This is a genomic window from Streptomyces sp. NPDC037410, from assembly GCF_055602235.1.
The window spans coordinates 43,872-56,560 of record NZ_JBVJWR010000009.1 but is presented as its reverse complement, the minus strand read 5'-3'; the positions used below and the strand labels follow the sequence as shown (position 1 = coordinate 56,560).

General features: G+C 72.6%; 13 protein-coding genes. 8 read left to right on the top strand and 5 right to left on the bottom strand.

Features of this window, described 5'->3' with window-relative positions; translation table 11 throughout:
• The first annotated feature begins 3 nt into the window (after nt 1-3).
• Nucleotides 4-1,236: a mannosyltransferase family protein gene (locus tag ACZ7HT_RS16875; protein ID WP_471165881.1), complete on the top strand. Its 1,233-nt coding sequence runs from the start codon at nt 4-6 to the stop codon at nt 1,234-1,236.
• A gap of 15 nt (nt 1,237-1,251) precedes the next feature.
• On the opposite strand, the gene ACZ7HT_RS16870 is transcribed toward ACZ7HT_RS16875, so the two are convergent.
• From ACZ7HT_RS16870 to ACZ7HT_RS16860, 3 genes are all read right to left on the bottom strand, one after another.
• Nucleotides 1,252-1,920 (bottom strand): PH domain-containing protein, encoded by a 669-nt coding sequence (locus ACZ7HT_RS16870; protein ID WP_471165879.1) that lies wholly within the window; start codon nt 1,918-1,920, stop codon nt 1,252-1,254.
• A 34-nt stretch (nt 1,921-1,954) separates the two neighbouring features.
• Entirely contained in the window at nt 1,955-2,596 is a 642-nt protein-coding gene (locus tag ACZ7HT_RS16865) for a class F sortase (protein ID WP_471165877.1), read from the bottom strand.
• Between the two features lie 155 nt (nt 2,597-2,751).
• On the bottom strand, nt 2,752-3,960 hold the full coding sequence (locus tag ACZ7HT_RS16860) for a hypothetical protein (RefSeq protein ID WP_471165874.1): 1,209 nt from the start codon (nt 3,958-3,960) through the stop codon (nt 2,752-2,754).
• Between the two features lie 253 nt (nt 3,961-4,213).
• Here ACZ7HT_RS16860 and deoC point away from each other — a divergent pair, with 253 nt between their 5' ends.
• From deoC to ACZ7HT_RS16845, 3 genes are read left to right on the top strand one after another with little or no spacing between them, the layout of a single operon-like run.
• The gene (gene deoC / locus ACZ7HT_RS16855; RefSeq protein ID WP_471165872.1) at nt 4,214-5,173 is read left to right on the top strand and encodes a deoxyribose-phosphate aldolase; all 960 of its coding nucleotides are present in this window, start codon (nt 4,214-4,216) and stop codon (nt 5,171-5,173) included.
• A gap of 5 nt (nt 5,174-5,178) precedes the next feature.
• Complete coding sequence (locus tag ACZ7HT_RS16850) at nt 5,179-6,615, top strand: aldehyde dehydrogenase family protein (RefSeq protein ID WP_471165870.1); 1,437 nt, start codon at nt 5,179-5,181, stop codon at nt 6,613-6,615.
• Complete coding sequence (locus ACZ7HT_RS16845; RefSeq protein WP_471165868.1) at nt 6,608-7,501, top strand: aldehyde dehydrogenase family protein; 894 nt, start codon at nt 6,608-6,610, stop codon at nt 7,499-7,501. Before ACZ7HT_RS16850 ends, ACZ7HT_RS16845 begins: the two co-directional genes overlap by 8 nt.
• Before the next feature lie 58 nt (nt 7,502-7,559).
• Here ACZ7HT_RS16845 and ACZ7HT_RS16840 read toward each other — a convergent pair whose 3' ends face one another.
• Nucleotides 7,560-7,958: a hypothetical protein gene (locus tag ACZ7HT_RS16840; RefSeq protein ID WP_471165866.1), complete on the bottom strand. Its 399-nt coding sequence runs from the start codon at nt 7,956-7,958 to the stop codon at nt 7,560-7,562.
• A 52-nt stretch (nt 7,959-8,010) separates the two neighbouring features.
• Between ACZ7HT_RS16840 and ACZ7HT_RS16835 the strand changes: the two genes are divergently transcribed.
• Nucleotides 8,011-8,700 (top strand): uridine kinase family protein, encoded by a 690-nt coding sequence (locus ACZ7HT_RS16835; protein ID WP_471165864.1) that lies wholly within the window; start codon nt 8,011-8,013, stop codon nt 8,698-8,700.
• Nucleotides 8,701-8,982: 282 nt separating this feature from the next.
• Here the strand turns inward: ACZ7HT_RS16835 and ACZ7HT_RS16830 are convergent, their stop codons facing one another.
• The gene (locus ACZ7HT_RS16830; protein ID WP_471165861.1) at nt 8,983-9,708 is read right to left on the bottom strand and encodes a SigE family RNA polymerase sigma factor; all 726 of its coding nucleotides are present in this window, start codon (nt 9,706-9,708) and stop codon (nt 8,983-8,985) included.
• Between the two features lie 168 nt (nt 9,709-9,876).
• On the opposite strand from ACZ7HT_RS16830, the gene afsQ1 reads away from it, so the two are divergent.
• The 3 genes from afsQ1 to ACZ7HT_RS16815 are packed head-to-tail and all read left to right on the top strand — an operon-like array spanning nt 9,877 to nt 12,685.
• Complete coding sequence (afsQ1, locus tag ACZ7HT_RS16825) at nt 9,877-10,554, top strand: two-component system response regulator AfsQ1 (RefSeq protein ID WP_017239746.1); 678 nt, start codon at nt 9,877-9,879, stop codon at nt 10,552-10,554.
• The gene (locus ACZ7HT_RS16820; protein WP_471165858.1) at nt 10,551-12,083 is read left to right on the top strand and encodes an ATP-binding protein; all 1,533 of its coding nucleotides are present in this window, start codon (nt 10,551-10,553) and stop codon (nt 12,081-12,083) included. Before afsQ1 ends, ACZ7HT_RS16820 begins: the two co-directional genes overlap by 4 nt.
• Nucleotides 12,080-12,685, top strand: a complete 606-nt coding sequence (locus ACZ7HT_RS16815; RefSeq protein ID WP_471165856.1) for a hypothetical protein — start codon at nt 12,080-12,082, stop codon at nt 12,683-12,685. The genes ACZ7HT_RS16820 and ACZ7HT_RS16815 overlap by 4 nt, the downstream gene beginning before the upstream one ends.
• The last annotated feature ends 4 nt before the right edge of the window (nt 12,686-12,689 follow it).

Sequence of the window (12,689 nt, the reverse complement as noted above, 5' to 3'; positions counted from 1 at the left end):
CGGGTGTCCGCAAGACCCGTGCCGTACGTCCCCACCCCCCGCGCCTCCGCCCCCTCCCCCGGCGTCGGGCGGCGCGGGGCGCTGCGGCACGCGGCCCCGGCGCTCCTCGGCTTCCTGGCGGTCCGGCTCCTGGGGCTCGCGGTCCTCGCCCGCTGGGCGCACGGGAAGGGGCACGGCCTGTGGCCGGTGCTCGCCCGCACCTGGGACTCGCTCTGGTACCTGGACATCGCGGAGCACGGGTACGCCGCCGACCCGTCCTACCCCCGGAACCTCGCCTTCTTCCCGCTCTTCCCCGGGCTCGTCCGGGGGCTCTCCGCGGTCCTCCCCGGCTCCCGCGCCTCGGTCGCGCTCGGGCTCGCGGTGGTGTGCTCGCTGGTCGCCGCCTGGGGGGTGTTCGCGGTCGGCGACCGGCTGCACGGGCGCCGGACCGGCACGGTCCTCGCGGTCCTGTGGGCCGCGTCGCCGGTGGCCGCCGTGGAGTGGATGGGCTACACGGAGTCGCTGTTCACGGCCCTCGCCGCCTGGGCGCTGTACGCGGTGCTCGCCGGGCGCTGGGCGTGGGCGGCCGGGCTCGCGGTGGCCGCCGGGCTGACGAGACCGACGGGGCTCGCGGTCGCGGCGGCGGTCGCGGCGGCGGGGCTGCTCGCCGCTTGGCGCGAGCCCGGCCGCCGCGGGCCGGGTGGACGCGGGCCGGGTCTGCCGGGTCTGCCGGGTCTGTGCGAGCCCGCCCCGCGCAGGAGGAAGGCCCTGGCCGCCGCCCTCACCGCGCCGCTCGGCTGGCTCGGTTACGTGGGCTGGGTGGCGCTGGTCCGCGGGCGTTGGGACGGCTACTTCGAGGTGCAGTGGCGCTGGGGGAACCAGTGGGACGGGGGCGCGGTGACGCTGCGGGAGCTGAGGCGGTACCTGGTCCACAGCCAGGCCCCGTACCTCTTCCTGTCCGTCGTCTCGGTGGTGCTGCTGCTGTCCGCCGGGCTCTATCTGTGCTGTCTCGCCGACCGGCAGCCGCTGCCGCTGCTCGTGTTCACGGGCGTGCTGCTGCTCGTGGTCCTCGGCAGCGGCGGCGTCTGGTTCCCGCGCGCCCGCTTCCTGCTGCCGGGCTTCCCGCTGCTGCTGCCGCTCGCCGTGGCGGTCGCCCGCGCCCGCCGGCACGTGGCCGCCCTCGTGCTCGTGGGCGCGGCGCTGTCCTCGGCGTGGCTGGGCGGATACATGCTGCTCGTGTGGGCGGGGGCCCCCTAGGGCATCCCGTACGGCTCAGCCGGTCGCGACCAGGATCACGATCAGCAGCAGCCCTGCCAGCGCGGGGCCGACGATCTCGTACGCCCAGCGCACCTGCGCCTCGCCCTGCGCGCCCGCGGTCCCGGCGCGCCGCTCGGCGCGTTCGCGCAGCTCGGCGATGGACTTGTCGCTCGGCGCGAGCCGGGAGGCGCCGTCCCGTACGCCGGAGGTGCGGGCGTGCGGATCGTCCTGGGAGACGCGGGCGGCGCCGCGGGCGGCCTTCTTCCGCTGGCGCAGGGAGACGGGGATCGCCCACAGCTGGTACTTGGCGCCCTCCCTCGTGAGGACCTCGCTGGAGTAGCCGGCGCGGACGTCGGCGACCCTGCCCCAGGGCAGCGTGATCGTCCGGAACGGGTTGCGGATCCGGAGCCGGTCGTCGTTGGCGTACACGGCGGGCCGGATCGTGAAGGCGACGATCAGCGGGACGGCGAGCACGAGGCCCGCGAGCACGAGCCAGGGCGTGCGGCCGTCGCCGCGGAACACCGCGTCCCCGGCGAACACGGCCGCGAGGAGCAGCAGGAAGATCCCGCCCGCGACCCCGAGGGGCGACCGGTAGACCTTGTCGGCGGGGGCGGACGGCTGCTCGGGGGTCGACTCGCGGCTCCGCTCGTGGCTGGGCTCGGGGGTCGGCTCGGGGGTCGTCATGCCGCCGATTGTGCCTCAGCGGGCGGACGGGGGCTCAGGCGGCCCGCGTGGCCACGAGATCCGCGTACAGGATGATGTTGTCGGGGCGGTGGCCGTCGACCAGCTCCCCGCCGCAGGTGACGATGCGCAGCTCGGGGCGGGTGGTGTCGCCGTACACCTTGGCCGTCGGGAAGGCGTGCTTGTCGGCCTGCTCCAGCTCCCGGACCCGGAAGACGGCGGTCGTGCCGTCGGCGCGGGTCACGGTGATCTCGTCGCCGACGCGGACCTTGGAGACGTTCTTGAGGACGGCCGGGCCGCGTGCGGTGTCGAAGTGGCCGATGAGGACGGCGGGTCCGGTCTGGCCGGGCGTGACGCCCTTGTCGTACCAGCCGATCCGGTCGGCGTCCGCGACCGAGGGCACCTCGACGGTGCCGTCCCCGTTCAGGCCGAGGTCCAGGATCGGCCCGGTGTCGACCCCGGCGGCGGGCACCCGGACCCGGACGGGCAGGGAGCGCGCCATCGGCTTCACGGGGGCCGCGCTCGCCGTCGGCGCGGGGGCGGGGGCCGTGGCCCGCGAGATGTGGGCGGGCGGGGTGGCGGGCGCGGACTCGCCGGCGGTGGAGCAGCCGGTGAGCGCGGCGAGCGAGGCGAGGAGGAGGACGGCGGCGGTACGGGACCGGGGGCTGCGGCGGTTCACGGGAAGGCTCCGGACGGGGTGCGGCCGGCCGCCGCACGAAGGGCGACGACCGGCCTGAGATCGGGGTGTGGCCGGCCCGCCGCACAGCGCGCGGCGGGCCGGCCCGGGGTGGGGTGTCGTCTGCTCGGGTCAGGGGCAGGGAGGGTGGTGCGGGGTCAGCCGCGGGCGCCGGACCGGCGGCGCAGGACGACGAAGCCGAGGCCCGCGGCGGCGAGCGAGGCCGCACCGGCGCCGGCGGCGATCAGCGCGGTCGAGTCGCCCTCGGCGGAGAGCTCGGCGCCGGCCGCGACGCCGCCCTTCGGGATGACGGAGGTCTGCCCGTTGTTCGTGGTGGTGCCGGTGTTGCCCGCGGGGGCCGGGGTGGTGACGGACGGCGCCGGGGTGGGCGTGGCCGTGTTCTTCTCGCAGCCCTTGGGGAGCTTCGGGAACGCGGTCCAGGCGTACGGCGTGTCGCCGCCCTGGGTGCGCTGGCCGAGCTTCGGGGTGGTGGTGTCGGCGCCCTTGATGGTGAGGCCCGCGCCCAGGTCGGCCGCGTGGTCGCGGTCGAGGACCTCGATGGGCTTGCCGGCCTCGTCGTTGAGGACGGCCTTCGGGCCCTTCTCGAGGTCGTTGGTGAGCGTCACGGTCAGCTGCGCGAACACGGAGGGGATGACCTGCTGGACGGTGCACTCGCCGAGGGTGACGGCCGGGCCCGGGGTGGGCGCGGAGCCCTTCTGGACGAGCTTCGGGGCGGCCTGCTTCGCCGAGCCGGGGATGTAGGCGGCGAAGCCCCCGTCCTGCTCCAGGACGACGACGGCCTTGCCGTACGTCCAGACCTGGCGGAAGCCGTTCAGGTAGGTGAAGCCTCGGCCCTTGCCGTTCTCGATCAGCTGGAGGCCGTAGCGGCCGTCCTTCCGGGCGAGCTCGAGGCGCGTGCCGTCGGCGAGCTCGTAGATGCCGGGCTTGGCGCCGGGGACGTAGTTGCGGTCCCAGTTGTAGGTGGTGCCGTCCGGGTTGAGGACGAAGAACTCGCCGTTGTCGTTGCCAGCGACGGAGCGGGTGGTCGCCTCCAGGACGCCGACCGGGTTGCCCTGGTAGAAGAGCTCGGCGCGGTAATTCCGCCCCTTGACCTTGTAGATCTTGGCGATCGTGCCGTTGATGAGGGTCTCGGTCCGGACGAAGACGCCGTCCTCCTGAGCACTCGCACCCTTCGCGTCCGCCGGCTTCGCGGTCTCGGTGCCCGCGGCCGGCGTGCCCGCGGCCCGCGTGGCGGCGGCCACCGGCGCGTCGGCGGCGAAGGCGGCGCCGGCGGTGAGGGCCGGGGCGGTGATCGCGACGCCCGCGACGAGGGCGGTGGCGATGGCGGTGCGAAGGGCGGTGCGCATAACGACTCCTGTGAAATCAGGCAGGTGGATGGGAGAGCCGCATGCCGCTTTTTCTCGGTCCGTCTGTGTGTCGGTGAGGTCTGGCTGGCTGCTGAAAGAAAATCTATTGATCTTGTATTCGGGAGCTGTCCGTTCCATGTCACGGGCCTGTGACAGCGGTCACCACGCCGTCGGACCCCCTGTGACCTCGGGCTCGTCGAAGGAGCTCCCCTGTACAGGTCGCTACGCGCGTAGATATGCTCGACTGGTGACCATGCCCACCACTGCACCCGCAGCATTCGCTTTCGCCGACGTGACCACGTCCGACAGTGCGCTGCGCCGCTTCCTCCACGGGCTGCCCGGCGTCGACGCCGTCGGCCTGGAGGCGCGCGCCGCGTCGCTCGGCACCCGCTCGATCAAGACCTCGGCCAAGGCCTACGCCATCGACCTGGCTATTTCCATGATCGACCTGACGACGCTCGAAGGCGCGGACACCCCGGGCAAGGTCCGGGCGCTCGCCGCCAAGGCCGTCAACCCCGATCCGACCGACCGCACGACCCCGAAGACCGCCGCCGTCTGCGTCTACCCCGACATGGTGGCCACCGCCAAGGCCGCCGTCGCGGGCTCGGGCGTCAAGGTCGCCTCGGTCGCCACCGCCTTCCCGGCCGGGCGCGCCGCGCTCCCCGTGAAGCTGGCCGACACCGCCGACGCCATCGCCGCCGGGGCCGACGAGATCGACATGGTCATCGACCGTGGCGCCTTCCTCGCCGGCCGGTACATGGAGGTCTTCGAGCAGATCGCCGCCGTCAAGGCGGAGTGCGGCGACCGCGCCCGCCTCAAGGTGATCTTCGAGACCGGTGAGCTCTCCACGTACGACAACATCCGCCGCGCCTCCTGGCTCGGCATGATGGCCGGCGCGGACTTCATCAAGACCTCGACCGGCAAGGTCGCGGTCAACGCCACCCCGGCGAACACCCTCCTCATGCTGGAGGCCGTGCGCGACTTCCGCGCGCAGACCGGCGTGCAGATCGGCGTGAAGCCGGCCGGCGGCATCCGCAACACCAAGGAAGCGATCAAGTTCCTGGTGCTCGTCAACGAGACCGTGGGCGAGGACTGGCTGGACAACCACTGGTTCCGCTTCGGCGCTTCCAGCCTGCTCAACGACCTGCTGATGCAGCGCCAGAAGCTGGCGACCGGCCGTTACTCCGGCCCCGATTACGTGACGGTGGACTGATCAACATGGCATCTGCATTCGAGTACGCACCGGCACCGGAGTCGCGCTCCGTCGTCGACATCGCACCGAGCTACGGCCTGTTCATCGACGGCGAGTTCGTGGACGCCGCCGACGGCAAGGTCTTCAAGACCGTCTCCCCCGCCACCGAGGAGGTCCTCGCCGAGGTCGCCCAGGCGGGCGCCGAGGACGTCGACCGCGCGGTGAGGGCGGCCCGCAAGGCCTTCGAGAAGTGGTCGGCGCTGCCCGGTTCCGAGCGCGCCAAGTACCTCTTCCGGATCGCCCGGATCATCCAGGAGCGCAGCCGCGAGCTGGCCGTCCTGGAGACTCTGGACAACGGCAAGCCGATCAAGGAGACCCGCGACGCGGACCTCCCCCTGGTCGCCGCGCACTTCTTCTACTACGCGGGCTGGGCCGACAAGCTCGACCACGCGGGCTTCGGCGCGAACCCGAAGCCGCTGGGCGTGGCCGGCCAGGTCATCCCGTGGAACTTCCCGCTGCTCATGCTGGCGTGGAAGATCGCCCCGGCGCTCGCGACCGGCAACACGGTCGTCCTGAAGCCGGCCGAGACGACCCCGCTCTCCGCCCTGTTCTTCGCGGACATCTGCCGCCAGGCCGGGCTGCCGAAGGGCGTCGTCAACATCCTTCCGGGGTACGGCGCCACGGGCGCGGCCCTCGTCGAGCACCCGGACGTGAACAAGGTCGCCTTCACCGGTTCGACCGCCGTCGGCAAGGCCATCGCGCGCTCGATCGCCGGCACGGACAAGAAGGTGACCCTGGAGCTGGGCGGCAAGGGCGCCAACATCGTCTTCGACGACGCCCCCATCGACCAGGCCGTCGAGGGCATCGTCAACGGCATCTTCTTCAACCAGGGCCAGGTCTGCTGCGCGGGCTCCCGCCTCCTGGTCCAGGAGTCGATCCAGGACGAGCTGCTCGACTCGCTCAAGCGCCGCCTGTCGACGCTCCGCCTCGGCGACCCGCTCGACAAGAACACCGACATCGGCGCCATCAACTCCTCCGAGCAGCTGGCCCGCATCACCTCCCTGGTGGACGAGGGCGAGGCGGAGGGCGCCGAGCGCTGGACCGCCGCGTGCGAGATCCCGTCGGCCGGTTACTGGTTCGCCCCGACGCTCTTCACGAACGTCACGCAGGCGCACCGGATCGCCCGCGACGAGATCTTCGGCCCCGTCCTGTCGGTGCTGTCCTTCCGTACGCCCGACGAGGCCGTCGCGAAGGCCAACAACAGTCAGTACGGCCTGTCGGCCGGCATCTGGACGGAGAAGGGCTCCCGCATCCTCGCGGTCGCCGGCAAGCTCCGGGCCGGTGTCGTCTGGGCCAACACGTTCAACAAGTTCGACCCGACCTCGCCCTTCGGCGGCTACAAGGAGTCGGGCTTCGGCCGCGAGGGCGGCCGCCACGGTCTGGAGGCCTACCTCGATGTCTGATGTGACGCGCCTCAGTGTCTTCAAGACCTACAAGCTGTACGTCGGGGGCAAGTTCCCCCGCTCCGAGAGCGGCCGGGTGTACGAGGTGAGCGACTCGAAGGGCAAGTGGCTGGCGAACGCGCCGCTCTCCTCCCGCAAGGACGCCCGTGACGCGGTCGTCGCCGCCCGCAAGGCCTTCGGCGGCTGGGCGGGCGCGACCGCGTACAACCGCGGCCAGATCCTCTACCGCGTCGCCGAGATGCTGGAGGGCCGCCGGGACCAGTTCGTCCGCGAGGTCGCGGACGCGGAGGGCCTGTCGAAGTCGAAGGCGGCCGTGGTCGTCGACGCGGCGATCGACCGCTGGGTCTGGTACGCGGGCTGGACCGACAAGATCGCCCAGGTCGTGGGCGGCGCGAACCCGGTCGCGGGCCCGTACTTCAACCTGTCGACCCCCGAGCCGACCGGCGTCGTGACGGTCGTGGCCCCGCAGGACTCGTCCTTCCTCGGCCTGGTCTCGGTGATCGCCCCGGTGATCGCGACGGGCAACACGGCCGTCGTCATCGCCAGCGAGAAGTCCCCGCTCCCCGCCCTCTCCCTGGGCGAGGTCCTGGCCACCTCCGACCTGCCCGGCGGCGTGGTCAACATCCTCTCCGGCAAGGCCTCCGAGATGGGCCCGCACCTCGCGGCCCACCAGGACGTCAACGCGATCGACCTGACGGGCGCGACCGACGGCGACCTCGCCCGCGACCTGGAGATCGCGGCGGCGGACAACCTGAAGCGCGTCCTGCGCCCCCGTACCGAGGACTTCGCGGAGTCCCCGGGCACGGACCGCATGACCGCGTTCCTGGAGACGAAGACGGTCTGGCACCCGACGGGTTCGCTGGGCGCGAGCGGCTCCTCGTACTAGCCGCCGCACGGAACGGCCCCCGGGCAGCAGCACTGCCCGGGGGCCGTTCCGTCATGCCCTAGGGGAGGAGTCCCTGCGTGACGCCGCCGACCACCGGCAGATCGGACACCGCCCCGCCCCTGGTGACGTGGTCGGTCACCAGGTTCGTGCCGACCGGCTTGAAGTCGGCGACCTGGGTGCCGAGGCCGTTGTCCAGGGGGTCGACGCCGGTGTTGGCCAGCGGGTCGAGCTGGAGCCGGGTCAGCGGGCCCACGCCGTGCGTGACGCCGTCGAGGGCGCCCGCTCCGGCCGCGCCGGCGTCCGTCCTGGTCAGCGAGTCGACGGGCAGCGGCACGGGGGCGGCGGCCTGGGCCGCGGCGCCGGCGCCGAGCACCGCCGCGCCCGCCGCCGTGACGCCGAGACCGGCCCTCAGCAGAGCGCCGCGGCGGGAGGTCCGGGGTTGTGCGTGACGCGCCATGGAGATCCTTCCAGGGGGTGAGCGGGCGGGCACCGACAGTAGTCGAGGTGTGATGCTCGATACCAACGGCCTTCCTCGGTGGTCCCCTGGACGGGGGAATGCCTCACACTGGTGTTCCGTGAGTTCCCTACCGATCCCGACCCGGGTCGTCCTGCTCGCGGGCCCCTCAGGCTCCGGCAAGTCGTCCCTCGCCGCCGTCACCGGCCTTCCGGTCCTGCGCCTCGACGATTTCTACAAGGAGGGCGACGACCCGTCGCTCCCGCTCGTCGACGGCAGCACGGACATCGACTGGGACTCCCCACGGTCCTGGGACGCGGACGCCGCCGTCGCCGCGATCGTCGAGCTGTGCCGTACGGGACGGACCGACGTCCCCGTGTACGACATCTCCACCAGCTCGCGCGTGGACCACGAGCGGCTCGACATCGCGCGGACCCCGCTCTTCGTCGCGGAGGGCATCTTCGCGGCCGAGATCGTGAACCGCTGCCGTGACCTCGACGTCCTCGCCGACGCGCTGTGCCTGCGCGGCCGGCCCGCGACGACCTTCCGCCGCCGGCTCGTCCGCGACCTGCGCGAGGGCCGCAAGTCCGTCCCGTTCCTGCTGCGCCGCGGCTGGCGCCTGATGCGCGCGGAACGCGCGATCGTCGCCCGCCAGGCGGCCCTGGGCGCCCACCCCTGCGCCAAACCGGAGGCCCTTGGTCGCCTGGCCGCCGCGGCGGCGGGCCGGCACCGCACGCCGGTCTAGGCCGCTCTGACGGGCCGGCCTGCACCGCACGCCGGTCCGCGTACGCCCGTACCGCGTACGCCCGTACCGCGCACGCCCGTACCGCGCACGCCCGTACCGCGCACGCCCGTACCGCGTACGCCCGTACCGCGTACGCACGAAGCGGGTCGTACGAGACCCCCCGGACTCGTACGACCCGCTTCGTGTTCCCCGTACCCCCGTACGGTTCCCCCGTGCTTTCCCCCGTTCCCCCGAGCGCCCCGTTTCCCCCGTGAGCGCCCGTGGGGCCGTTCCCCCCGGCCTTCAGGCCACCAGCTCGCCGAAGGACTCCTCCTCGTCACGGCCGAAGCTCAGCACCTCGTCCTCGCGCATGCGCCGCAGCGAACGCCAGATGCTCGACTTCACCGTGCCGACACTGATGTCCAGGATCTCCGCGATCTCCGGATCGGTCCGGCCCTCGTAGTAGCGCAGCACCAGCATCGTCCGCTGGAGCTCGGGCAGGCGGGCCAGGGCCTGCCACAGGACCGCGCGCAGCTCCGTACCCCGCATCGCGTCCGTCTCGCCGACCGTCTCCGGCAGCTCCTCGGTCGGGTACTCGTTGAGCTTGCGCCGGCGCCAGGCGCTGATGTGCAGGTTCGTCATGGTGCGACGCAGGTAACCGCCGACGGCGGCCTTGTCGCTGATCCGGTCCCAGGCGCGGTACGTGGAGAACAGCGCGCTCTGGAGCAGGTCCTCGGCCTCGAAACGGTCACCGGTCAGGTGGTAGGCGGTGGCGTACAGGGAGGCACGACGCTCCTGGACGTAAGCCGTGAACTCGGCTTCCGAACAGCCCGTGCGCTCCCCCGTGACCTCCCCGTACGCCGCTCCCCCGTCAGCAACAGCCGCCATGTGAGGCGCCTTGCGCTGACGCCCGACGGTACGAACGCACCCCCGTCCGTTCGTGTTACCGCCGGACTTCTCGTTGCTCCACACGACGTCGTGGAGACGCGTGACAACTGCGCTTGAGGTGGTGCTGTGCAGTGCGTTCATCTCGCGCCCCCCGTCGGTTGGAGTGTGTTTCGGTCCGTGTGCCAAGAAGCTTGCCCGCCGGACTTCATGGCGTTGTCCGCCGACTGTCACAGCCGTGTCACAGGGGACGGAACAGAAGCGAGTCCACGAGCGGTCGATCTCGGACGGCCCATGCGACAGAATGTCGGCGTGCCTTTTCTGCTGCTGATCGAGGACGACGACGCCATCCGGACGGCCCTCGAACTCTCCCTGTCCCGGCAGGGTCACCGGGTGGCCACCGCCGCGACGGGTGAGGACGGTCTCCAGCTGCTGCGTGAGCAGCGGCCGGATCTGGTCGTGCTCGACGTCATGCTGCCCGGCATCGACGGTTTCGAGGTCTGCCGGCGCATCCGCCGGACCGACCAGTTGCCGATCATCCTGCTGACCGCGCGCAGCGACGACATCGACGTGGTCGTCGGGCTCGAGTCCGGCGCCGACGACTACGTCGTGAAGCCGGTGCAGGGGCGGGTGCTCGACGCCCGCATCCGGGCCGTGCTGCGGCGCGGGGAGCGCGAGTCGACGGACTCGGCGACGTACGGCTCGCTGGTGATCGACCGTTCGGCGATGACGGTCACCAAGAACGGCGAGGACCTCCAGCTCACGCCGACCGAGCTGCGGCTGCTCCTGGAGCTGAGCCGGCGGCCCGGACAGGCGCTGTCCCGGCAGCAGTTGCTGCGGCTCGTGTGGGAGCACGACTACCTGGGCGACTCGCGGCTCGTCGACGCCTGTGTGCAGCGGCTGCGCGCCAAGGTGGAGGACGTGCCGTCCTCGCCGACGCTGATCCGTACGGTGCGTGGCGTCGGTTACCGGCTGGACGTTCCTGCGTGAGCAAGGGGATATACGCGCGGCTGCGCTTCTCCAGCCTGCGGCTGCGGCTCGTCGTCGTCTTCGCCCTCGTCGCGCTCACCGCGGCCGTCGCCGCCTCCGGCATCGCGTACTGGCTCAACCGCGAGGCGGTGCTGACCCGTACCCAGGACGGGGCGCTGAACGACTTCCGGCAGGAGATGCAGAACCGTACGGCGACGCTGCCGCTCCGGCCCACCCAGGACGACCTGCGGCGGACCGCCGAGCAGATGGCGACGAACAGCGCCGCGAACTACCAGGTGCTGCTGCTCGGCGAGCGGGACGCGGGCAAGCCGATCGTGGGCGCCTCGAACCCGGACGACTTCACGCTGGCCGACGTGCCGCGCCCGCTGCGGGAGGCCGTGGACACGAAGCGGCCGGTGACGGAGGCCAATCCGTATCCGTACCACCTGTTCTGGCAGCGTACGGAGCGGAACGGCACGCCGTACCTGGTCGGCGGGACGCGGATCGAGGGCGGCGGGCCCGCCGGGTACATGTTCAAGTCGCTGGCCGCGGAGAAGGCCGACCTGAACTCGCTCGCCTGGTCGTTGGGCATCGCCACCGCGCTCGCCGTCGCCGGCTCGGTGCTGCTCGCGCAGGTCGCCGCGACGACCGTGCTCCGCCCGGTGCACCGGCTCGGCGAGGCGGCCCGGCAGCTCGGCGAGGGCAAGCTGGACACCCGGCTGCGGGTCTCCGGCGCCGACGAACTCTCCGACCTCTCCCGTACGTTCAACAGCGCGGCCGAGTCGCTGCAGAAGCAGGTCGCGGACATGAGCGCGCGGGAGGAGTCCTCGCGGCGCTTCGTGGCCGACATGTCGCACGAGCTGCGGACCCCGCTGACCGCGCTGACGGCCGTGACGGAGGTCCTGGAGGACGAGCAGGACTCCCTGGACCCGATGATCGCCCCCGCGGTGGCCCTCGTGGTCAGCGAGACCCGGCGCCTCAACGACCTGGTGGAGAACCTGATGGAGGTGACCCGCTTCGACGCGGGCACCGCGCGGCTCGTCCTCGACGAGGTGGACATCGCGGACCAGATCACCGCGTGCATCGACGCGCGGGCCTGGCTGGACGCGGTGGAGCTCGACGCGGAGCGCGGGATCGTGGCGCCGCTCGACCCGCGGCGCCTGGACGTGATCCTGGCGAACCTGATCGGGAACGCGCTCAAGCACGGCGGCTCGCCGGTACGGGTCTCGGTCCGCACCGACGACGACGAGCTGGTCATCGCGGTCCGCGACCACGGGCCCGGCATCCCCGAGGAAGTGCTGCCGCACGTCTTCGACCGCTTCTACAAGGCGAGCGCGTCCCGGCCGCGGTCCGACGGCAGCGGGCTCGGCCTGTCGATCGCCATGGAGAACGCGCTGATCCACGGCGGCTCGATCACGGCGTCGAACTCGGTCGGCGAGGACGGTCGGGTCGACGGCGCGGTGTTCGTGCTGCGCCTGCCGCTCGACGCGTCGGGCATCACCCGCGAGGTGCAGACCCGCAGCAGCCAGGGCGAGGTGGAGGAAGCGTGAGGCGCCGCACTCTGATTCTGGTGGCCGGGCTGACCGCGCTGGTCACCGGCTGCGGAATCCGGACGACATCGGTGCCGGTGGACGCGGGCGCGGCCCCGTCCCGGGTCCCGTGCAGCGTGACCGACGACGGTACGACGGAGACGGCGGCCCAGGGCGTGCCGGTCCGGGTGTTGCTGGTCTGCGGCTCCCAGCTGGAGGCGGTGGACCGACGGTCGCCGCAGCCGGAGGAGAAGGCGGGCGGTGATCCGGTGCGGACGGCGAGGAGGCTGCTCGCGCAGCTGCTCGCCGTGCCGTCGGAGAGCGAGCGGCAGGCCGGCTTCACGACCGAGGTACGCGGGCCGCTGACGGTCGGCGGCGGCCACGCGGGCGACCCTTCGGGCACGCTGCGGCTGAGCCGGCAGCCGGAGGACCTGGCCCCGACGGCCCTCTCGCAGCTGGTCTGCACGTTCGCGGAGAGCTCGGCGGGGGCGGGCGGTCACACGGTCCTCCTTGCCGGCCCGGGCGCGTACGCCGCGAAGCGCTACCGCTGCACGACAGAACTCCGCGAACGCCCGTCCTCTGCCCCACCGACGGCCCCGGCCCCGAGCCCGTCGGCGAGCTGAGCCC